Raw genomic sequence first — 20,880 nt, forward strand, 5'->3', positions numbered from 1 at the left:
AGCTGACTGATACTAATCGATCGAGGACTTAACCAAGTCATATGTATTATATGAAGGTGAACTCGTTTTTACTAAAAACTTCTTCTGTATTATCTAGTTTTGAGGGAATGATACCTCAAACTTAATAGTCTGGCAATAATGGCGAGAAGGTCACACCCGTTCCCATACCGAACACGGAAGTTAAGCTTCTCAGCGCCGATGGTAGTTGGGGGCTGTCCCCCTGTGAGAGTAGGACGTTGCCAGGCATAATGAAGGACAACCTGATAAGGTTTGTCCTTTTTGCATTGGAATTAAGAGAGTACTGGGGCAAAGGGTATGGATATGGAATGTAGATGCCCAAAATCAGAAGGTAAACCCGGCTAAAGTAAAAAACTCCAAAAAAGTACGAAGTATTTGAAAAGAAATCGTGTATAGACATACACCCAATTCCGAAAGAGGGCATAAACTAAGAAACAGGAACCCCTGAAAAAGACTATTCAAAAAATTGTATACAATTGCTTATTTAGGGAAGAATGGGTGTATGGAGGTGGACAAATTGAGTTCAATTTTTGCACAAAAATATCATGAGGAAACATGTGTTATTTGTGATCAGCTAAAACCGAAAGGTATACATCTATACACGTCATTTATCTGCATGGAATGTGAAAAAGACTTAATTAATACAGAAACCAGTGACCCAAAATATAAATACTTTTTAAAACAACTAAAAAAGATCACTACACCGGAGATATTTTCTTAGCCAAGTCCTTTTAGGACTTTATTTTTTTGCAAACAAATGGGAAAGAAATCAATCTTTTGATAAAATAGATAAGACTCTTTTAAGGATGTAACGTAAATGAAAAACCAACAAAAAATCCCACTTTATCAAGCATTAGTAGAACACATCAACAAAAGTCCAATTTCCTTTCATGTACCGGGGCACAAATATGGAACAATCGCAAAGGATTATTTCGAGCAAATCCTTAAGCTCGATGCGACAGAACTCTCAGGATTAGATGATTTGCATTCACCTGAGGGAGCCATTTTGGAGGCTGAACAGCTTCTGCAAGATTTATATCAAACCAGAAGCAGTTTTTTTCTTATTAATGGATCGACAGTTGGAAATTTGGCGATGGTCATGGCGGCTTGCAGCGAAAATGATTGTGTGCTTGTTCAAAGGAATTGTCATAAATCGGTAGTAAATGGGTTACAGTTAGCGAAGGTAAATCCGATTTTTTTAGAACCAGAGATAGATAATGAGTGGAAAGTTGCTTCAGGTGTTCATTTACAAACAGTAAAGGAAGCAATTGATTTATATCCTAATGCTCGTGCATTGATCTTAACCTATCCTAATTACTACGGGATGGCTTACGATTTAGAAAGTATTATAAACTATGCGCATATACATAATATTCCTGTATTAGTAGATGAGGCACATGGACCTCATTTTATTGTAGGCAGTCCTTTTCCGCCTTCAGCTGTACAATTAGGGGCTGATATCGTAGTTCAATCTGCACATAAAACACTTCCTGCTATGACGATGGGATCTTATTTGCATGTAAATGGAAATCGAATTGAAATGGATAGGGTCAAAGATTACTTGCAAATTCTTCAATCGAGCAGCCCATCCTATCCGATTATGGCGTCATTAGATATAGCAAGGCATTATCTATCCTCCTACCAACAGGAGGATGTACTATATCTTTTAAAGGAAAGAAATCGATTTAAGGAATTACTCAAAAAGATTTCGGGTATAAAAGTCTTAACTTATCCGAATCATTTAGGTGACCCGTTGAAAATAACGATCCAGTCTACCAGCCATCTTAGTGGATTTGACCTTCAAAGCAAATTGGAGGAGCAGGGGATTTTTACGGAACTTGCAGACCCATATAACGTACTGATGATTCTCCCTTTGCTTAAGGAAAATCAAATCTATACTTTTGAAGAAACGGCGGGGAGAATTCAAAAAGTTTTAGAGGGTATTACAGATAATGAGATAAATATAGAAACTAAGAAGATTGAAAAAAAAATCTCGGGACTGGCCATCCCTTATAGAAAAATGGAAGATTTGAAGGAAAGAAAAATCCCACTCTTGGATTCAGTTGACCAAGTGTCTGCGGAAACCATCATTCCCTATCCCCCAGGTATTCCGCTGCTGCTAAAAGGGGAACGAATTACGGACGGACAAATACAAAATCTTGTGAAATTAATAGAGAGCGGTGCACGGTTTCAGGGCGGAAGCTTTTTACAAAATGGTCTAATAAGCGTATATAGGACATCTTAAGATTGGTTTTGGAGGTTTATTAAATGAAGAATGGAATGTTTATTACATTTGAAGGCCCAGATGGTGCAGGGAAGACAACCATCATTAGTATGGTTGCGAGGCAATTTGAGGGTGCAATACTGACAAGAGAGCCTGGCGGTATTGATATAGCAGAACAAATTAGAAGTGTAATCCTGAATAAGGAAAATACGGCTATGGATCCGCGGACAGAAGCTTTGCTGTATGCTGCTGCTAGAAGACAACATTTAATTGAAAAGGTAAAGCCTGCATTAGAGGAAGGAAAAGTGGTCTTTTGTGATCGGTTTGTTGATAGCTCTTTAGCATATCAAGGATATGCACGAGGATTGGGAATAGATGAGGTACTGAACATTAACCAGTTTGCCATCGAGAATATGATGCCTAATTTAACGATTTACTTTGATATTGAGCCTGAGGAAGGGTTAAAGCGAATTAATAAAAATAAAGGACGGGAAATTAATCGCTTAGATTTAGAAAATCTTGAATTTCACCAAAAGGTAAGGGAAGGGTATTATCATATTTTGAAGCGTTTTGCAGATAGGATTGTTAAAATAGATGCTTCGGGAACGCTAGATGAGGTATTCCAAAAAACAATTCAGATTATAAAGGATAAATTAGAAGAGACAAAGCCTTGAACTTAAGGCTTTTTTTCTATCTTTCAAAAAGAAAACAATCCCTTTTCTAGTATGTAAAGACACATAATACCTGTTATAATTATAGAAACGGAAGTCGGTATCGATAATTGAAAGGGTGAAACGAATGAAACTAATCATTGCAGTTGTTCAGGACCAAGATAGCAATCGGTTATCAAAGGCTTTGGTAGAGAATAATTTTCGCGCTACTAAACTTGCGAGTACAGGTGGATTTTTAAAATCCGGCAATACTACGTTTATGATTGGTACAGAAGATATTCGTGTTGATCGAGCTCTTCAAATTATTAAGGACAACTGCAGGGCCCGAGATCAGTTAGTAGCCCCGGTTTCTCCCATGGGTGGAAACGCAGACTCCTATGTTCCCTATCCCGTTGAGGTAGAAGTAGGAGGAGCAACAGTCTTCGTTCTGCCAATTGAACAATTTATGCATTTTTAATAGAAGAGGTTTCAAATAATGGCTAAGTTAAAGGACAATGTTGATTTTTAAACAAAGTTGATTGCAGCGGAAGGCACGAAGACTCCTGTGGGAGTACGGGACAGGGGAGACCCCGCAGAAGCGAAGCGACGAGGAGGCTCCCCGAAACGCCCACGAACCGCTTGTGCCTGGAGCGGAAATCAACAACCAGGTTTAACAGAGCCTAAATAATAGAAGTGAGTGATGATTTTGGTTAAAACATGGGATCAGCTGGAAGTGGTACAGCCAACTGTATTAAAAATGATAAAAAACAGTATACAGAAACACCGAGTTGCCCATGCATACCTACTTGAAGGCATTAGGGGGACAAGCAAAAAAGATATTGCACTTTTATATACAAAAGCTCTTTTTTGTGAATCCCCGATGAGTGGGTATAAACCATGTGAAGCCTGTTCAAACTGTAAGCGAATTAATCATGGCAACCACCCTGATGTGCATATAGTTGAACCGGATGGTCAATCCATTAAAGTAGAGCAAATCAGAAACCTCCAGGCGGAGTTTTCAAAAAAGGGAGTTGAATCCCTAAAAAAGGTCTATATTCTGGCACATGCTGATAAAATGAGCGTCAGTGCCTCCAATAGCTTGCTAAAGTTCCTTGAGGAGCCAAGTTCGCAAACGACAGCCTTCCTGCTAACGGAGCAGCCACAGAAAATCTTACCTACCATTCTTTCAAGGTGTCAGGTATTAACATTCCAGCCGTTATCACCACATGCAATGGTGGAACAATTAATAGAAAATGGTGTTGATCCAATAAAGGCACCACTTCTTGCCCAATTAACGAATAGTCTGGAAGACGCATTGTCATTAAATGGCGATGATTGGTTTGCACAAGCCCAAAAAGTCGTGGTAAAATTATATGAGGTGTTGAAAAAAAATCCATTGGAGGCGATGATTATGCTCCAAGGGGATTGGTTTCCTCACTTCAAAGAGAAAGAACAGATTAATCGTGGTTTAGATCTATTACTTCTTATTTTTAAAGATTTACTATATATTCAGCTAGACAAGCAGGAGCAGATTGTTTATCTCGAAGATAGTGAACGGCTAAAACAATTTGCCTTGCAAGCATCTAGGCGGCGCTTAACCGATCAAATGTCAGCTATTCTTGAAGCAAAGAAAAAGCTTGCGGCTAATATGAATCCTCAGCTTATGATGGAACAGCTTGTGCTAAAATTGCAGGAGGGATCTTCGTTTGTATGATGTTGTAGGAGTACGATTTAAAAAAGCGGGGAAAATCTATTATTTTGATCCTGGAGAGCTGCAGGTTCAGAAGGATGACTTTGTGATTGTTGAAACGGTTCGTGGTGTCGAATATGGCAAAGCGGTTATTGCCAGAAAAACAGTAGAGGAACACGATGTCGTTCTTCCGCTTAAAAAGGTAGTAAGAATTGCTGATCAAAAGGATCGAATGATTGTTGAGGAAAACAAACAGGCAGCACAGGAAGCATACGAAACATGTAATGATAAAGTCAATGAACATCAGCTGGATATGAAACTAGTGGATGTTGAATATACATTTGACCGTAACAAAATCATTTTTTATTTTACCGCTGACGGAAGAGTTGATTTCCGGGAGCTCGTAAAGGATTTAGCAGCGATTTTCCGTACGAGAATTGAACTCAGGCAAATTGGTGTTCGCGATGAAGCAAAAATGCTGGGTGGAATTGGGCCTTGCGGAAGAATGCTTTGCTGTTCAACCTTTCTCGGTGACTTTGATCCCGTTTCGATTAAAATGGCGAAGGATCAAAATCTGTCATTAAATCCAACGAAAATATCTGGACTATGCGGCAGGCTCATGTGCTGTTTAAAATATGAAAATGATGAATATGAATCAGCCAAGGAGCAGTTGCCGGATATTGGTGAAATCATTGTTACTCCTCTTGGAGAAGGAAAAGTGGTAGGATTAAATATCTTAGAGCGGGTCCTTCAGGTGGAGCTAAAGGAACACGATCGGGTTCTCGAGTATACTTTGGATGAAATCATTAAAGAAGGTGCCTTTTCGATACAATCCACAGATTAACGAGGTGGAATACGTGGATAAAAAAGAGATATTTGATTCAGTTAGTAATATGGAAACACAAATTGGCCAGCTTTACCAACAGCTGGGGGAATTAAAGCAGCATCTGGCTGAAATAATAGAAGAAAATCATTATTTAAAGCTGGAAAATGAGCATCTAAGGCGCCGTTTAGATGTGACCACGGAAAAGGAAAAGAAGGATGTCACCACGAAAAAAGGGGCAGCTCAAGTACAACCGAGTGATAAACCCTTTGATATTGGTGAAGGATATGATAACCTTGCTCGTCTTTACCATGAAGGGTTTCATATTTGCAATCTTCATTTTGGGAGCTTACGTAAGGAAGGGGATTGCTTGTTCTGCCTTTCTTTTCTAAATAAAAAATAAGAATCGGCCTTCCTTCCAAAAGGAAGGCTATTTTTATAAGTCAGGTGATATATTTGGTTTTTTTAAAAGATGATGAACGGCTTGATTATTTATTAGCAGAGGACTTACGAATTATTCAGAGTCCCTCTGTCTTTGCCTTTTCGCTCGATGCCGTTTTGCTGGCACGGTTTGTCTATGTCCCCATTCAAAAGGGGAACTTAGTAGACCTTTGCAGCGGGAATGGCGTAATTCCTTTATTTTTAAGCGTAAGAACAAAAGGCACGATTACCGGAGTGGAAATCCAGGAACGGTTATACGATATGGCAGTAAGAAGTATTGAATATAATGGACTGCAGGACCGGCTAAAAATGATTCACGGTGACATTAAGAACATGCCAAAGCTTTTGGGCCATGGGAATTTTGATGTGGTTACCTGCAATCCACCTTATTTTGTAACTCCATCAACGGGTGAAATTAATTTAAATGAGCACTTGGCCATTGCCCGCCATGAAATCCATTGCACGTTAGAGGATGCAATCAGCGTTTCAAGTCAGTTAGTAAGGCAGGGAGGGAAGGTGGCATTTGTTCACCGGCCAGGTCGATTATTGGATATCATTTCTTTAATGCGTAAATATCGTCTTGAGCCAAAAAGGATTCAGTTTGTGTATCCGAAGATAGGAAAAGAGGCCAATACTTTATTAGTAGAAGCCATAAAGGATGGAAGCCCAGACTTGAAGATATTACCTCCGATCATTGTCTATAATGAAGACAATGAATATACTCCTGAAATAAGAGGGATTTTATATGGAGAAAAATAATCACTTCTTTTATGTATTAACATGCGGGGATGGAAGCTTCTACGGAGGATATACAATTAATCTTGACCGGCGGCTAAAGCTCCATAATGATGGGAAAGGGGCAAAATATACCCGAGGAAGAGGACCGTTATCATTAACATTTTTCAAAACCTATGACAATAAGACTGATGCCCTAAAAGCAGAGTATCAATTTAAACAGTTAACGAGAAAGAAGAAATTGGAGTTTTTAACTAGGGAAACGGGTGGTAATGATGTGGCAGCAGAAGAGTTTTGAAAACGAGGAGCAAAAGGGGATTCTTTATCTCGTTCCAACCCCTATCGGAAATCTGGAAGACATGAGCGTTCGGGCAATTAGAATTTTAAAAGAAGCGGACTTAATTGCTGCTGAAGATACCCGAAATACAAAAAAACTATGTAATTACTTTGAAATTACGACCCCTGTGGTAAGTTATCACGAGCATAATAAGGAGACGAGTGGGGAGAAGTTGATTTTGAAGGTAAAGGACGGCTTAAAAATTGCTCTTGTTAGCGATGCAGGAATGCCCACTATCTCCGACCCTGGCTATGAGCTCGTTACGGCGGCAATCGCCGAGGAGTTAACGGTTGTTCCATTACCCGGTGCAAATGCAGCACTCACTTCCTTGATTGCTTCCGGACTTGTAACCCAGCCCTTCTATTTTTATGGTTTTTTAAATCGTAATAAGAAGGACAAACGCAAGGAATTAGAAAGCTTGAAACATCAGGAAGCAACAATGATTTTCTATGAATCACCACACCGTTTAAAAGAAACCCTGTCCATTATGCTGGAAATCCTCGGCGATCGAAAAATTTCCTTATGCAGAGAATTAACAAAAAGGTATGAAGAATTTATCAGAGGCAGTATTCAAGAGGCGGTGGAATGGTCAAATCAAGAGGAAGTCCGCGGTGAATTTTGTTTAATAGTAGAAGGCGGGAACCGAGTTGATGAAGAAACAAGCAGCTGGTGGGAGGATTTAACGATTGAGGAACATGTGAATCACTACATCACGCTAAAAAATATACCATCCAAAGAGGCCATTAAACAAACAGCAAAGGATCGCGGAGTGAATAAACGAGAAGTGTACCAGGCGTATCATATTGAGCATTAATTAAAAAAGCTCCAGACTATATTGTCTGGAGCTTTCGTCAATTTATTTTACTAATTCAAAAGAGTCTTGGATTTCTTTTAATAATACTTCTGCACCTTCACGGCTAAGAATTAATTTACCGCCGGCAAGTGCTAAGTTATCATCAGAAACTTCCCCTGTTACTTGGCAAGTCATGTTTGGCTTGTATTTCTTAAGGATAATGCGATCGTCATCCACATAGATTTCGAGAGCATCCTTTTCTGCAATACCTAATGTACGTCTTAATTCGATTGGAATAACTACGCGTCCTAATTCATCAACTTTACGAACAATTCCTGTAGATTTCATGTGTTATAATCTCCTCTCAACTTGTTTATCTCTATTTTTTCTTCGCCATTATTCGACAATATTTTCACAACTCAATAATACCAGCCATTCCCATATTCGTCAATTATTTTATTAAATAAATAAAAGGGAATTTTTTCATGTTGTAAAAAGGTTGATATAACAAGGTTTTGCCTGAATTAATATTCAGTTTTTTGGTTTTCACTTTTATTTTGATGCTGATCACAAATCATAATTTCAGCTCTTATAATTCGACAAATTTCTACAAATTTCTATATAAACCTACTTTTATTCCTCATAACCTTCGCAGAAAGTTCGACTTTTACGTCCGCCATTTGGGATAATGTAATTAGTAAATTTTCTCTAGTTATAGGTTTGTTGCACAATACAAAGTTTTTCGGTATATTTTGATGATATAAGAGGATAAAAATGGGGCAATAATGGTTAAGTAGAGTTTAAGTTTTGCCGATCATAGGAGGGGTAAAGATGGAGGAAAAATTAAAAACGTTTTATATTACAACACCAATTTATTATCCAAGCGGAAATTTACATATTGGACATGCGTATACCACAGTTGCGGGTGATGCAATGGCACGCTATAAGCGGATGCGCGGTTATGATGTCATGTACTTAACGGGAACAGATGAACATGGTCAAAAAATTCAGCGTAAAGCTGAAGAAAAGGGAATCACGCCTCAAGCGTATGTGGATGAAATTGTCGGAGGAATCCAAGAACTATGGAAAAAACTCGATATCTCTTATGATGATTTCATACGGACAACACAGGAGAGGCATAAGCAAATTGTCGAAAAAATATTTGCTCGGCTGCTTGAGCAGGGAGATATCTATTTAGATCAATACGAAGGCTGGTACTGTACACCTTGTGAATCCTTTTTTACTGACCGTCAACTAGTGAATGGAAACTGTCCGGACTGTGGCCGACCGGTGGAAAAGGTTAAAGAAGAGTCATACTTTTTCAGAATGGGTAAATATGTTGACAGACTTCTGCGATACTATGAAGAAAATCCTGATTTTATTCAGCCAGAGTCCCGAAAAAATGAAATGGTTAACAACTTTATTAAACCTGGTTTAGAGGATTTAGCGGTATCTAGAACGACGTTTGATTGGGGAGTAAAAGTACCAGGGGATCCGAAGCATGTCATTTATGTTTGGATTGATGCCTTATCCAATTATATTACGGCACTTGGTTATGGAACTGACAATGACAGTAAATATTTAAATTACTGGCCGGCAGATGTACACCTAGTCGGTAAAGAAATTGTCCGTTTCCATACGATTTATTGGCCCATTATGTTAATGGCACTGGATATTCCACTTCCGAAGAAAGTTTTTGCTCATGGATGGCTTTTAATGAAAGATGGGAAAATGTCTAAGTCAAAAGGAAATGTAGTAGACCCTGTAACCTTAATTGACCGCTACGGGCTAGATGCACTTCGTTATTACTTATTAAGGGAAGTTCCATTTGGTGCTGACGGAGTTTTCACACCTGAGGGATTTGTCGAAAGAATTAATTTTGACCTAGCGAATGATTTAGGAAATCTATTAAACCGCACCGTTGCAATGATTGAAAAATATTTTGCAGGAGTCATTCCTGATTATGCCGGATCTGTTGGTGAATTTGATGAGGCATTACTTCAAGTAAATCAGGAAACAGTAACAAAATATGAAGAGGCTATGGAGAAAATGGAATTTTCAGTTGCCTTAGCATCCATTTGGCAATTGGTAAGCCGGACGAATAAATATATTGATGAAACACAACCGTGGGCACTAGCGAAGGATGAAAATCGTAAAGGTGAACTTGCAAGTGTAATGGTGCACCTCGCTGAGTCATTATGCAGAACTGCGATTCTTCTTCAGCCATTTTTAACCCGGACTCCGAATGGTATTTTTAATCAATTAGGGATTACGGATGTCGGACTTAAGGCATGGGATAGCCTTGAAAAGTTCGGTTTAATTCCAAGTGGAACAAAGGTTCAAAAAGATGCTCCACTTTTCCCTCGGCTTGAGATTGCGGAGGAAGTTGAGTTTATTAAAACAAAAATGCAAGGCGGCACTACACCAGCTGTAGAGGAAAAGAAAGAAGAAAAACCAGAAGAACTTGCTGAGATTGCCATTGATGATTTTATGAAAATTGATTTACGGGTGGCAGAGGTTATTCAGGCGGAACCAGTTAAAAAGGCGGATAAACTTCTAAAGCTGCAGCTTGATTTGGGGTATGAAAAGCGCCAAGTGGTTTCAGGAATCGCTCAATACTATAAGGCGGAGGAATTAGTAGGTCAAAAGGTGATTTGCATTACGAACCTAAAGCCTGTGAAACTTCGCGGTGAACTTTCCCAAGGAATGATCTTGGCAGGTTCAAAAGACGGGCAATTATCACTTGCTACTGTAGACCAAACATTGCCAAATGGATCAAAAGTGAAATAAAGTTTCATACAAAAAGAGCCTTTAACAGGCTCTTTTGCTTTAAAAAAGTTTCACGTGAAACAATTTTCGAGATATTTCGGTGTTTTTAAACCTTTAATGACAGGGAGTTTTAAAATGTTATTCGACACACATGCACATTTAAATGATGAACAATACAACGAGGATTTGCAGGAGGTTATTATAAGGGCACAAGAAGCAGGAGTATCCAATCTTGTTGTTGTCGGTTTTGATCGACCAACAATTGAAAAAGCAATGGTTTTGGCTGATACATTTGATTTTATCTATGCCTGTGTCGGCTGGCACCCGGTTGATGCCATTGATATGACAGAAGAGGACTTACAATGGATCGAGGATTTAACTGCACATCCAAAGGTTGTGGCAATAGGTGAAATGGGGCTGGACTATCATTGGGATAAGTCTCCTAAGGACATCCAGAAAGAGGTATTCCGCAAACAAATCAGACTAGCGAAAAAGGTAAAGCTTCCAATTGTCATTCACAATCGTGAAGCAACGGCAGATATTGTTGAAATCTTAAAAGAGGAGGGAGCAGAGGAAGTCGGGGGCATCATGCATTGTTTTAGCGGCAGCACAGAGGTTGCGAAGGAATGTGTGAAAATGAACTTTTATATTTCACTTGGAGGTCCGGTCACTTTTAAAAACGCAAAAAGGCCAAAAGAAGTGGCTGCTGAAATTCCTTTAGATAAACTGTTAATTGAAACCGATTGCCCATATTTAGCACCCCATCCTTATCGCGGAAAAAGAAATGAACCGGGGTATGTGAAGCTGGTCGCTGAGCAAATTGCCGAAATAAAAGGCATAACCCTAGAAGAAGTAGCTAATACAACCACCAAAAATGCAAAAAAATTATTCGGCATAAACTGACAGAAAATGCTGTCGTAGTACCGAGAAACTTGTCCGAATTTTTTCGAAAAACAAAAAGTTCTACACGTCTCCTTTCAGGAATAGGATTACCATGTCGATAAGTTTTCCTTTGCATTCCATCCAACATTATGCATAATTAGAAATACGTTCACAGGAATGCAAGGGTTGACAGCCGACAGCGTGGTTCTTATTATTTACTCCAACAAGAAGGAGGCGTTTTTCATCGTATTCAAAAACATGAAAAACCTGATTTCCAGGTCTGTGAGCAAGAAGAAATGGCCCATTGTATTCACTAGTTTATTAGTTTTTGCCGGTGCTCTTAGTTTCCTTGTGTTTGAGGGGTCGAAGAAAACAGTGGCAATGACGCTTAATGGCCAAGAAAGAATCGTAAAAACACATGCAGATACCGTCAAAGAAGTATTCGACGAGCTAGGGTTAAAGATTCGCTCTCAAGACTACTTGTTTCCGTCTACAAATAGCAATGTAAAAGACGATCAAAAGATTGTCTGGAAACAAGCAAAACAGGTTACTATTGTGAAAGACAACGAGAAGAAAACGGTATGGACAACAGCCGATACGGTTGCTGAGCTTCTAAGGAATCAGAAATTTTCGATTAAGGAACATGATCAAGTTTTTCCAAATCCACAGAAACAGATTAGAAACAAGATGAAAATTAATATTAAGGCTGCCTTTCATCTTACATATGTAGATGGTGGAAAGAAGAAGAAAGTATGGTCCACTTCGACTACGGTCGCTGACTTTTTAACACAACAGGGGATTAAGCTAAAATCATTAGACCGAGTTGAACCGTCATTAACTGCGACAGTCAAAAAGAATAATGTGATTCACGTTATTCGAGTAGAAAAAGTCACCGATGTAGTGGAAGAACCAGTTCATTTTGCTGTAATAACAAAAAAAGATGAGAGCCTCGCTAAAGGTAAAGAAAAGACTGTCAAGGAAGGCCAGAAAGGACTTGTTTCAAGAGAATATGAAGTTTTCTATGAAAATGGCAAAGAAGTTTCGAGAGAACTAATTAATGAGCAGAAGCTTAAAGAGAAACAGGATAAGATTGTGGCTGTCGGAACGAAAGAGTTGGATTTACAAGTTTCCCGTGGTGAGCGTGATACCGGTAAAGAGTTCTATGTGAGTACAACTGCATATACAGCAGATTGTAACGGCTGTTCGGGAAGGACGGCTACAGGGATTAATCTTCGGGCCAATCCAAATGTAAAAGTAATTGCTGTTGATCCGAATATCATTCCGCTTGGAACAAAGGTTTTTGTGGAAGGCTATGGCTATGCTGTAGCAGCTGATACTGGCTCAGCTATTAATGGTTACAAAATAGATGTTTTCTTTCCATCCAGATCGCAGGCGTTTCGCTGGGGTGTTCGGAAGGTGAAAATTAAAGTCCTAAATTAAGCTTTTTTGTGCAGAGGATTCCTTCCTCTGCATTTTGCTTTTTTCCTAAATTTCTTTATACTAAGGAAAGCGTAAGCGCCTTTTAGGGCACCATCTGAACCATTTATAGATTCTTATTCTAATGTATGATGTTTTTCATTTATATAGACGATGGACATTACAAAAATGTTTCAAGTTTTTTTCAATTTTTTATTTTTTATGTTTTTTGGAGGAAATAATGAAGATTAAAGAAATTATTGTGGTAGAGGGCAAGGATGATACGACCGCCATTAAAAGGGCTGTAGATGCAGATACAATTGAAACAAACGGTTCAGCAGTAAATCAGGCAACAATTGAGAAGGTAAGACGTGCCCAAGAAACGAGAGGGGTTATTATTTTTACCGACCCGGATTTTCCCGGCGAAAAAATTAGAAAGACCATTACAGAAAAGGTATCGGGGTGCAAACATGCCTTTTTACCAAAGGAAGTGGCAATTGCCAAGAATGGGAAAGGGGTTGGAGTGGAACATGCCCATCCGGAGGCAATTGTTGAGGCTTTAAAGGATGCCCAAATGATGCGTGAAACGATTGTCGAAGAAATCTCCCAAGAGGATTTAGTCACAGCAGGTCTAATTGGCGGTGAAGGGTCGAAGGAACGCCGAATCAAGCTGGGGATGCTTTTAAAAATTGGCTATACAAATGGAAAACAGTTACATAAACGCTTAATGATGTTTCAAATCAGTAAGCAGGAATTCGCACAGGCACTTTCAGTCGTGCTTCAGGAGGAACAAAATGAATAAAGATATCGCGACCCCTGTTAGAACAAGGGCTATATTGGAGAAATACGGTTTTTCGTTTAAGAAAAGCCTAGGGCAAAACTTTTTGATTGATACAAACATATTAAAAAAAATCGTTGAATTTGCCAATATTACAGAAGATACGGGTACCATTGAAATCGGACCGGGGATTGGTGCCTTAACCGAGCAGCTTGCCCGCAGCAGTAATAAGGTAGTTGCCTTTGAAATTGATCAGCGCTTGCTGCCTATTTTAAAAGATACTCTTGACCCTTATTCCAACGTAAAGGTGATTCATCAGGATGTTTTAAAAGCAGATGTTAAGGAGGTCATTAAGGATGAGTTTCAAACTATTGATGATTTGATGGTGGTTGCAAATTTACCTTATTACGTAACAACTCCGATTATTATGAAGATCCTCGAGGAGCATCTGCCGATTCGCGGAATTGTTGTCATGCTCCAAAAGGAAGTGGCGGACCGAATTTCAGCTTCTCCAGGTACAAAGGATTACGGGTCACTTTCAATAGCTGTTCAGTACTATACGGAAGCCGAAACGGTAATGATTGTTCCGAAAACTGTGTTTGTTCCTCAGCCTAATGTCGATTCAGCTGTGATCAGGCTGACGAGGCGGACTACTCCTGCGGTTACGGTGAAAGATGAAGGTTTCTTTTTTCAAGTAACAAGGGCAAGCTTTGCCCAGAGAAGAAAGACATTGTTGAATAATTTAACTAGCCAGCTGCCGGATGGCAAGCAGAAAAAGGAACAAATCCTCGAAGCTTTAGGCGGATGCGGGGTTGATCCGACCAGAAGAGGGGAAACACTCTCCCTAGAGGAGTTCGGAAGGCTCAGTGATGCATTATATCCATATTTCAAGTAGAAGACCTCTTAGGGGGTCTTTTTTTGGTTTAGAAGGGTGTTTCAAGCCTTACCCCCATTCCGTCACAAATCTTCCGTATTCTGCATAGCCTATGAAAGGAACTTTATTTGAAAGGCCTTATTTGCTGGTCTTATTGGAGTGACAGCAATGGATTTAAAATTAATGGATGTTGTCGGCAGACAATCACATAATTGCGATATTCTCTTCCGAATTATAGATATTCGGGAAATCAACGGTCAAAAGATCGCCATCCTCTACGGTGAAGACTTTCGCTTAATTGCAGATGCACCCTATTACGATTTAATTCCAATTAACCAAACAGACAGAATGAGGATGACACAGGAATTTCGAACCCTGGAGGAACAATCGTACCGGCTTTTTACACAAGATGTTGATTTATTGAAGCACAGACAGGAATATGAAGCAACAGACGGGTATGTCAAATCATTTAATTACTTCCAAATTCCCGGTAAGGTCCTTCATTTAGATGGAGACCCAAATTACTTGAAGAAATGTATGGACTTATACGACAAAATCGGAATACCTGTCACAGGTATACATTGTAATGAAAAAGAAATGCCCGAAAAAATCGGTCAATTAATTGATTATTACCGTCCCGACATCCTTGTCATCACAGGACATGATGCCTATTCAAAAGCAAAAGGAAAAATGACCGATATCAATGCATACCGTCATTCTAAACATTTTGTCCAAACCGTTCGGGAAGCCCGCCGAAAAGTACCGCATTTGGATCAATTGGTGATTTTCGCCGGTGCCTGCCAATCCCATTTTGAATCGCTCATTCATGCAGGAGCCAATTTTGCAAGTTCACCATCAAGGATCAATATCCATGCACTCGACCCTGTATATATCGTAGCTAAAATTAGCTTTACTCCCTTTATGGAACGGATAAATGTTTGGGATGTATTAAGAAATACATTGACGGGCGAAAAAGGATTAGGAGGAATCGAAACAAGGGGAGTTTTACGGACTGGAATGCCGTATAATCCGGTTCCTGAGGAATAATTGAAAGCCTTTTTTACTCAAAGGGGCTTTTTTTTTATGATTGATACATATTTAAGGGAAGTTAAGGTAACCATAGAAATGTTGAAATTTAGAAGAAAAAGTAGAAGAAAAAATATTGACAATCTTTTTATCGGACTGATATAATTTTATATTTTGTTTGACAAAATGTTATACGCGTGGTATACTTTTACATAGTGAGGTGGACCGAATGCCAAAAACCTTAGCCGATATTAAAAAGGCTCTTGACTCAAATTTAGGGAAAAGATTGTTACTTAAGGCAAACGGAGGACGCAGAAAAACGATTGAGCGCTCCGGTGTTTTAGCGGAAACATACCCTTCAGTATTTGTCATTGAGTTGGATCAAGATGAGAATGCTTTTGAGCGTGTTTCATACAGCTATGCAGATGTATTGACTGAAACCGTTCAAATCACCTTTGAAGATGCATCAGGACACTTAGCTTTAAGCTAACATATAAGCAATGTTTGGGCGGTAAACGGTTGTTTACTGCTTTTTGCTTTCTTCAAAAATCGACATGGATGATTATAGATAACATGAAAAGATTAAATTCATACATACTATAAATACCGTGTGTGAAGAAAGGGGTTGTTTAGATGGGCAGAAGAAGAGGTGTCATGTCCGGTCAATTTAAAGAGGAGCTCGCTAAAGAGCTTGGCTTTTATGATGTGGTTCAAAAAGAAGGCTGGGGCGGGATTAAAGCCCGTGACGCAGGGAATATGGTAAAGCGTGCCATAGAGCTTGCTGAGCAACAGTTGTTGAACAAACGTTAACCAAGAGATCGATATCTTTCTGAAGTCAGTTTAAACCGATAGATTCACCACGGTCAGGCCAGGGAATAAACCCCCTGGCCTTTCATTTCTGCACTATTCTTTGTTAAAATGTTATATTTGATAGGATTATTTATCTATCACGTCTTACATTGGCCGTTTTGTGGTAAAATAGGACAAAATATGGAACTGTCAATTTTTAAAGTAGGTGGACGTTGTGAAGCTTTTAGTAAAAGCACCGGCCAAGATTAATTTATCATTAGATGTTTTGTACAAACGTCCTGATGGATATCATGAAGTTGAAATGATTATGACAACAATTGATTTGGCCGATCGAGTTGAGCTAAGTTTATTAAATCAAGATAAAATACATATTCTTTCCCATAACCGTTACGTTCCGGATGACCAGCGAAATTTAGCCTATCAGGCTGCGCAGCTGTTAAAGGACCGTTTTCAGGTCAAAAAAGGGGTTGTGATCTCCATTGAAAAGACAATCCCAGTTGCTGCAGGCCTTGCCGGCGGCAGCAGTGATGCAGCCGCAACATTAAGAGGTTTAAATAAGATATGGGGGCTTGGACTAACACTAGATGAGTTGGCTGAACTCGGGTCTGAAATTGGGTCAGATGTTTCCTTCTGTGTATATGGAGGAACAGCCATAGCGAAGGGTAGAGGAGAATTTATCACCGATCTCCCGGCTCCTCCCACATGCTGGGTGATTTTAGCGAAACCCTTTATTGGTGTATCGACAGCAGAGGTCTATCGTCGCCTTGACTTAAATGGAATGAAGCACCCAAACACAAATGGAATGGTTGACGCAATAAAAAATAATGATTATCAGCAGGTTTGTCAAAACGTTGGGAACGTTTTAGAAGATGTTACATTAAACCTGCATCCGGAGGTAGCCCTCATCAAGGATCAAATGAAGCGCTTTGGTGCTGATGCTGTACTAATGAGTGGCAGTGGGCCGACGGTTTTTGGCTTAGTTCAGCATGATTCGAGAATGCATAGAATCTATAACGGCTTAAGAGGATTTTGTGACCAGGTTTTTGCAGTGAGGATGTTAGGAGAACGCCACTTCCTTGATGTCTAGCGCAAGCGTCCTGCCCCTCGAGGTTGCTATCCTGCTCCTGCGGCAAAGCTTATTCAAGGTAGTACTGTTCACCTCGTCGCATGCCTGCAAGGAAGAAAATTCAGTGATGCTTGCATGTCGATGAAGTCAAAGAACGACTTCACCGCCAGGACCTAAAGCCTTGTCGGGGCTGAACAAGGCGCTTACGCTTTTCTTGATTAAATGCGTACGTTAGTGATATATTTTAATTAGAATTTTCGTCTTTTGGAGGTTATTATGAAGTTTCGTCGAAGTGAACGGTTGATTGATATGACGAATTATTTACTGGACCATCCTCGCCAGCTCGTGCCGCTGACATTTTTCGCCGATCGTTATGAATCAGCAAAATCATCTATTAGTGAAGATTTAGCGATAGTCAAAGAAACATTTGAGCAAAAAGGATTTGGAACCTTGCAGACGGTACCTGGTGCAGCTGGAGGCGTTAAATTCTTAGTGCAAATAAGTAAAGAAAATGCGAGGCCTTTTGTTCAAGAACTTTGTGAATTAATCGCTACTCCTGATCGGTTATTGCCTGGAGGCTATTTATATTTGACGGATATCTTGGGGGACCCTCAAATTGTACAAAAAGCAGGAAGGATTATTGCTTCTGCTTATTCTGAAGCTAAAATAGATGTCATCATGACTGTGGCAACAAAAGGGATTCCGCTTGCCTATGCAGTGGCAAGTCAATTAAATGCTCCTGTTGTAATTGTCAGAAGGGACAGCAAAGTGACGGAGGGACCGACGGTAAGCATTAATTATGTCTCTGGTTCAACCAAAAGAATTCAAACAATGGTTCTTTCCAAGAGAAGCCTAACAGAAGGCTCCCGGGTCTTGATTGTCGATGATTTCATGAAAGCTGGCGGAACAGTTATCGGCATGATTAGTTTATTAGAGGAATTTAATGCTACAGTAGCCGGGATTGCTGTTTTAGTTGAAGCGGAAAAAATTGAAGAGCGCCTGGTTGATAACTATTTATCTCTTGTTCAATTATCGGATGTTGATTTAAAGGAAAAAAAGATTAATGTTAAAGAAGGTAACTATTTTACACTTGAATAAATAGGAGGGTTTTACATATGGAAATCGTTCAAACAAATCAAGCCCCAGCAGCAATTGGTCCATATTCTCAAGGTATTGTTGTCAATAATTTGTTCTACAGCTCTGGTCAAATTCCACTAACAGCGGAAGGTACTTTGGCTGAAGGAGATATTAAGGTACAAACCCACCAGGTATTTAAAAATTTACAAGCAGTACTAGAAGCTGCTGGTGCATCATTAGAGACAGTTGTAAAAGCCACTGTTTTTATTAAAAATATGGAAGAATTTGCACAGCTTAATGAAGTGTATGGAGAGTACTTCCACACGCATAAACCTGCACGCTCATGTGTCGAAGTAGCCAGATTACCTAAAGATGTATTAGTTGAGATCGAAGTAGTAGCGCTCGTGAAATAGACGAGTGCTTTTTTATTTGTACGGAGGAAAATATTTATTATTTTGTCTTAAAATGTAAGAAAATTACCGTTTTTTACAGAAGTTCACTTTTTTGCCCTAATTTTTCTAAAAAATTTTAAAATTAAAGAAGGAAAACCAAGATTTCTGTTGAATTTATTAATCTAGCTTTTTATCTAGAAGAAAAGGGTGTGAGCACATGGAAGTAACTGACGTAAGATTACGCCGCGTTAATACGGATGGAAGAATGAGAGCGATTGCATCAATCACATTAGACAATGAGTTTGTTGTTCATGACATCCGTGTTATCGATGGAAACAACGGTTTATTTGTAGCTATGCCAAGTAAACGTACTCCAGACGGAGAATTTCGTGACATTGCGCATCCAATCAATTCAGGAACACGCGGAAAAATCCAAGAAGCTGTTTTGGCAGAGTACCACCGCTTAGGTGAATTGGAAATTGAATTTGAAGAAGCCGGAGCTTCCTAAGGATTTTGACAACTAGGGCCTTTCTTCCACGTAAGGCTCTTTTTATTTTTTAGATTCTTCGCTAATTGCCCCCTCTATCAGTCCTCTAAGCAGCACTCCAAATAACAAATTAAGACACTTTCGGAACATTCCTTGAAAAGGCAAGCAATTTGCGTTAATATTTTTAATGGATAAAAAGGTAAATTGGAGGCATGTTCATGTCTAATCGTTATGCTGTGATTTTAGCCGCTGGACAAGGAACGCGGATGAAATCAAAGCTCTATAAAGTGTTGCACCAGGTTTGTGGAAAACCAATGGTTCAGCATGTGGTGGATCAAATAACAAAGCTGGATATAGAAGAAATGGTCACGATTATCGGGCATGGAGCAGAAATGGTAAAAGCCCAAATAGGCGATAAAAGCCTTTATGCTCTTCAAGAACAACAGCTTGGAACAGCACATGCGGTCATTCAAGCTCAAGAAATGCTCGCTGGTAAAAAAGGAACAACCATTGTTGTCTGCGGTGATACTCCATTAATTCGCGCAGAAACGATGGAAGCCTTATTTAACCATCATCAAGAACTAGCTGCAAAGGCAACCATTCTGACTGCGAGGATTGAAGACCCAACAGGCTATGGCCGGATCATTCGAAACGAAAGCGGATTGGTTGAAAAAATCGTTGAACACAAAGATGCCACAGATGCAGAGCGGGCCATTAAGGAAATTAATACTGGAACATATTGTTTCGACAATGAAGCTCTTTTTGAGGCATTAACAAAGGTCTCAAATGATAATGTTCAAGGGGAATACTATTTACCGGATGTTATCGAGATTCTAAAGGAACAAGGTGAAATTGTTACCGCTTTCCAAACGGATAAGTTTGAAGAAACGATTGGCGTGAATGACAGAATCGCTCTTAGCACTGCAGAGCGAATTATGCGAAACCGGATTAATGAAGAACATATGAGGAATGGTGTAACACTCATCGATCCCGATAACACCTATATTGAGACAGATGTACAAATTGGCCAGGATACTGTGATTTATCCGGGGACCATCCTGAAGGGTAGAACGATCATTGGTTCTGATTGCCAAATTGGCCCGCATTCTGAGATTGATACTTGTGAAATCGGGAATGGAACAGTTATCCGTCAATCTACTGCTAATAAAAGTTCAATTGGCGCAAATGTCAATATTGGGCCGTTTGCCCATATTCGGCCTGATTCAGCCATTCAAGATGAAGTGAAGATTGGAAACTTCGTTGAAATTAAGAAAGCTGTATTTGGTAAGGGAAGCAAAGCCTCTCATTTAAGTTATATCGGAGATGCAGAAGTGGGTAATAATGTAAACATCGGCTGTGGTTCCATCACGGTTAACTATGATGGTAAAAATAAATATTTAACCAAAATAGAAGATGATGTCTTTGTTGGCTGTAATTCAAATCTTGTTGCTCCTGTTACAGTTGGGAAGGGTGCATATGTTGCTGCAGGTTCTACCATCACCATGGATGTACCTGGGGAGGCATTGTCCATTGCCCGTGCGAAGCAAGTAAATAAGGAAAACTACGTTCAAAAGCTTAATTTGAAAAAATAA

Annotated in this window: 24 protein-coding genes and 1 rRNA gene; 24 read left to right on the forward strand and 1 reads right to left on the reverse strand. The window is 39.5% G+C overall.

Annotation, left to right across the window (positions count from 1 at the left end; all coding sequences use genetic code 11):
* Window positions 1-128: 128 nt before the first annotated feature.
* From rrf to rsmI, 11 genes are all read left to right on the forward strand, one after another.
* Window positions 129-245 (forward strand): 5S ribosomal RNA (gene rrf, locus E2K98_RS26090).
* A gap of 275 nt (window positions 246-520) precedes the next feature.
* Window positions 521-739 carry a sigma factor G inhibitor Gin gene (locus E2K98_RS26095; RefSeq protein WP_197031408.1) on the forward strand — a complete coding sequence of 73 codons (219 nt, stop codon included), beginning with the start codon at window positions 521-523 and terminating at the stop codon, window positions 737-739.
* Window positions 740-835: 96 nt separating this feature from the next.
* The gene (locus E2K98_RS26100; RefSeq protein ID WP_133339350.1) at window positions 836-2,263 is read left to right on the forward strand and encodes an aminotransferase class I/II-fold pyridoxal phosphate-dependent enzyme; all 1,428 of its coding nucleotides are present in this window, start codon (window positions 836-838) and stop codon (window positions 2,261-2,263) included.
* A 23-nt stretch (window positions 2,264-2,286) separates the two neighbouring features.
* Window positions 2,287-2,916, forward strand: coding sequence for a dTMP kinase (gene tmk, locus E2K98_RS26105; RefSeq protein WP_133339352.1), 630 nt, complete (start codon window positions 2,287-2,289; stop codon window positions 2,914-2,916).
* Between the two features lie 124 nt (window positions 2,917-3,040).
* Window positions 3,041-3,370 carry a cyclic-di-AMP receptor gene (locus E2K98_RS26110; protein ID WP_026574054.1) on the forward strand — a complete coding sequence of 110 codons (330 nt, stop codon included), beginning with the start codon at window positions 3,041-3,043 and terminating at the stop codon, window positions 3,368-3,370.
* 228 nt (window positions 3,371-3,598) lie between these two features.
* Window positions 3,599-4,606: a DNA polymerase III subunit delta' gene (holB, locus tag E2K98_RS26115; protein ID WP_133339354.1), complete on the forward strand. Its 1,008-nt coding sequence runs from the start codon at window positions 3,599-3,601 to the stop codon at window positions 4,604-4,606.
* A complete protein-coding gene (locus tag E2K98_RS26120; protein WP_133339356.1) occupies window positions 4,599-5,426 on the forward strand; it encodes a PSP1 domain-containing protein in 828 nt (275 codons plus the stop codon). Before holB ends, E2K98_RS26120 begins: the two co-directional genes overlap by 8 nt.
* A gap of 13 nt (window positions 5,427-5,439) precedes the next feature.
* Complete coding sequence (yabA, locus tag E2K98_RS26125) at window positions 5,440-5,808, forward strand: DNA replication initiation control protein YabA (protein ID WP_026574051.1); 369 nt, start codon at window positions 5,440-5,442, stop codon at window positions 5,806-5,808.
* Between the two features lie 53 nt (window positions 5,809-5,861).
* Window positions 5,862-6,605, forward strand: a complete 744-nt coding sequence (locus E2K98_RS26130) for a tRNA1(Val) (adenine(37)-N6)-methyltransferase (RefSeq protein ID WP_133339358.1) — start codon at window positions 5,862-5,864, stop codon at window positions 6,603-6,605.
* Window positions 6,592-6,879: a GIY-YIG nuclease family protein gene (locus E2K98_RS26135; RefSeq protein ID WP_133339360.1), complete on the forward strand. Its 288-nt coding sequence runs from the start codon at window positions 6,592-6,594 to the stop codon at window positions 6,877-6,879. The genes E2K98_RS26130 and E2K98_RS26135 overlap by 14 nt, the downstream gene beginning before the upstream one ends.
* Entirely contained in the window at window positions 6,857-7,732 is an 876-nt protein-coding gene (rsmI, locus tag E2K98_RS26140; RefSeq protein ID WP_133339362.1) for a 16S rRNA (cytidine(1402)-2'-O)-methyltransferase, read from the forward strand. The genes E2K98_RS26135 and rsmI overlap by 23 nt, the downstream gene beginning before the upstream one ends.
* Before the next feature lie 42 nt (window positions 7,733-7,774).
* On the opposite strand, the gene E2K98_RS26145 is transcribed toward rsmI, so the two are convergent.
* The gene (locus E2K98_RS26145) at window positions 7,775-8,059 is read right to left on the reverse strand and encodes an AbrB/MazE/SpoVT family DNA-binding domain-containing protein (protein WP_133339364.1); all 285 of its coding nucleotides are present in this window, start codon (window positions 8,057-8,059) and stop codon (window positions 7,775-7,777) included.
* A gap of 483 nt (window positions 8,060-8,542) precedes the next feature.
* Here E2K98_RS26145 and metG point away from each other — a divergent pair, with 483 nt between their 5' ends.
* The 13 genes from metG to glmU all read left to right on the forward strand — a co-directional run bounded on the left by metG (window position 8,543) and on the right by glmU (window position 20,880).
* Window positions 8,543-10,501: a methionine--tRNA ligase gene (metG, locus tag E2K98_RS26150; protein WP_133339366.1), complete on the forward strand. Its 1,959-nt coding sequence runs from the start codon at window positions 8,543-8,545 to the stop codon at window positions 10,499-10,501.
* 114 nt (window positions 10,502-10,615) lie between these two features.
* A complete protein-coding gene (locus tag E2K98_RS26155) occupies window positions 10,616-11,383 on the forward strand; it encodes a TatD family hydrolase (protein WP_133339368.1) in 768 nt (255 codons plus the stop codon).
* Between the two features lie 237 nt (window positions 11,384-11,620).
* Window positions 11,621-12,802, forward strand: coding sequence for a G5 and 3D domain-containing protein (locus E2K98_RS26160; RefSeq protein WP_133339420.1), 1,182 nt, complete (start codon window positions 11,621-11,623; stop codon window positions 12,800-12,802).
* A gap of 217 nt (window positions 12,803-13,019) precedes the next feature.
* A complete protein-coding gene (rnmV, locus tag E2K98_RS26165) occupies window positions 13,020-13,580 on the forward strand; it encodes a ribonuclease M5 (RefSeq protein ID WP_133339370.1) in 561 nt (186 codons plus the stop codon).
* Window positions 13,573-14,451, forward strand: a complete 879-nt coding sequence (rsmA, locus tag E2K98_RS26170) for a 16S rRNA (adenine(1518)-N(6)/adenine(1519)-N(6))-dimethyltransferase RsmA (protein WP_133339372.1) — start codon at window positions 13,573-13,575, stop codon at window positions 14,449-14,451. Before rnmV ends, rsmA begins: the two co-directional genes overlap by 8 nt.
* Window positions 14,452-14,598: 147 nt before the next feature.
* A complete protein-coding gene (gene yabG / locus E2K98_RS26175; protein WP_133339374.1) occupies window positions 14,599-15,477 on the forward strand; it encodes a sporulation peptidase YabG in 879 nt (292 codons plus the stop codon).
* A gap of 208 nt (window positions 15,478-15,685) precedes the next feature.
* Entirely contained in the window at window positions 15,686-15,946 is a 261-nt protein-coding gene (veg, locus tag E2K98_RS26180; protein WP_026574040.1) for a biofilm formation stimulator Veg, read from the forward strand.
* A 143-nt stretch (window positions 15,947-16,089) separates the two neighbouring features.
* The gene (locus tag E2K98_RS26185; protein WP_026574039.1) at window positions 16,090-16,266 is read left to right on the forward strand and encodes a small, acid-soluble spore protein, alpha/beta type; all 177 of its coding nucleotides are present in this window, start codon (window positions 16,090-16,092) and stop codon (window positions 16,264-16,266) included.
* 214 nt (window positions 16,267-16,480) lie between these two features.
* Complete coding sequence (gene ispE, locus E2K98_RS26190; RefSeq protein WP_133339376.1) at window positions 16,481-17,353, forward strand: 4-(cytidine 5'-diphospho)-2-C-methyl-D-erythritol kinase; 873 nt, start codon at window positions 16,481-16,483, stop codon at window positions 17,351-17,353.
* A 255-nt stretch (window positions 17,354-17,608) separates the two neighbouring features.
* Window positions 17,609-18,430: a pur operon repressor gene (gene purR, locus E2K98_RS26195; protein ID WP_026574037.1), complete on the forward strand. Its 822-nt coding sequence runs from the start codon at window positions 17,609-17,611 to the stop codon at window positions 18,428-18,430.
* 17 nt (window positions 18,431-18,447) lie between these two features.
* Window positions 18,448-18,822, forward strand: coding sequence for a RidA family protein (locus E2K98_RS26200; protein WP_133339378.1), 375 nt, complete (start codon window positions 18,448-18,450; stop codon window positions 18,820-18,822).
* 196 nt (window positions 18,823-19,018) lie between these two features.
* Window positions 19,019-19,309, forward strand: coding sequence for a septation regulator SpoVG (gene spoVG / locus E2K98_RS26205; RefSeq protein ID WP_026574035.1), 291 nt, complete (start codon window positions 19,019-19,021; stop codon window positions 19,307-19,309).
* A gap of 197 nt (window positions 19,310-19,506) precedes the next feature.
* A complete protein-coding gene (gene glmU, locus E2K98_RS26210) occupies window positions 19,507-20,880 on the forward strand; it encodes a bifunctional UDP-N-acetylglucosamine diphosphorylase/glucosamine-1-phosphate N-acetyltransferase GlmU (RefSeq protein ID WP_133339380.1) in 1,374 nt (457 codons plus the stop codon).

The organism is Bacillus salipaludis (genome assembly GCF_004358205.1).

Bases quoted from the DNA above. Each gene is read 5' to 3' on its own strand.
- E2K98_RS26095 (WP_197031408.1), top strand. From the start codon at position 521: ATGGAGGTGGACAAATTGAGTTCAATTTTTGCACAAAAATATCATGAG.
- E2K98_RS26100 (WP_133339350.1), top strand. From the start codon at position 836: ATGAAAAACCAACAAAAAATCCCACTTTATCAAGCATTAGTAGAACAC.
- tmk (WP_133339352.1), top strand. From the start codon at position 2,287: ATGAAGAATGGAATGTTTATTACATTTGAAGGCCCAGATGGTGCAGGG.
- E2K98_RS26110 (WP_026574054.1), top strand. From the start codon at position 3,041: ATGAAACTAATCATTGCAGTTGTTCAGGACCAAGATAGCAATCGGTTA.
- E2K98_RS26135 (WP_133339360.1), top strand. From the start codon at position 6,592: ATGGAGAAAAATAATCACTTCTTTTATGTATTAACATGCGGGGATGGA.
- rsmI (WP_133339362.1), top strand. From the start codon at position 6,857: ATGTGGCAGCAGAAGAGTTTTGAAAACGAGGAGCAAAAGGGGATTCTT.
- E2K98_RS26145 (WP_133339364.1), bottom strand. From the start codon at position 8,059: ATGAAATCTACAGGAATTGTTCGTAAAGTTGATGAATTAGGACGCGTA.
- metG (WP_133339366.1), top strand. From the start codon at position 8,543: ATGGAGGAAAAATTAAAAACGTTTTATATTACAACACCAATTTATTAT.
- E2K98_RS26155 (WP_133339368.1), top strand. From the start codon at position 10,616: ATGTTATTCGACACACATGCACATTTAAATGATGAACAATACAACGAG.
- E2K98_RS26160 (WP_133339420.1), top strand. From the start codon at position 11,621: ATGAAAAACCTGATTTCCAGGTCTGTGAGCAAGAAGAAATGGCCCATT.
- rnmV (WP_133339370.1), top strand. From the start codon at position 13,020: ATGAAGATTAAAGAAATTATTGTGGTAGAGGGCAAGGATGATACGACC.
- rsmA (WP_133339372.1), top strand. From the start codon at position 13,573: ATGAATAAAGATATCGCGACCCCTGTTAGAACAAGGGCTATATTGGAG.
- yabG (WP_133339374.1), top strand. From the start codon at position 14,599: ATGGATTTAAAATTAATGGATGTTGTCGGCAGACAATCACATAATTGC.
- veg (WP_026574040.1), top strand. From the start codon at position 15,686: ATGCCAAAAACCTTAGCCGATATTAAAAAGGCTCTTGACTCAAATTTA.
- E2K98_RS26185 (WP_026574039.1), top strand. From the start codon at position 16,090: ATGGGCAGAAGAAGAGGTGTCATGTCCGGTCAATTTAAAGAGGAGCTC.
- purR (WP_026574037.1), top strand. From the start codon at position 17,609: ATGAAGTTTCGTCGAAGTGAACGGTTGATTGATATGACGAATTATTTA.
- E2K98_RS26200 (WP_133339378.1), top strand. From the start codon at position 18,448: ATGGAAATCGTTCAAACAAATCAAGCCCCAGCAGCAATTGGTCCATAT.
- spoVG (WP_026574035.1), top strand. From the start codon at position 19,019: ATGGAAGTAACTGACGTAAGATTACGCCGCGTTAATACGGATGGAAGA.
- glmU (WP_133339380.1), top strand. From the start codon at position 19,507: ATGTCTAATCGTTATGCTGTGATTTTAGCCGCTGGACAAGGAACGCGG.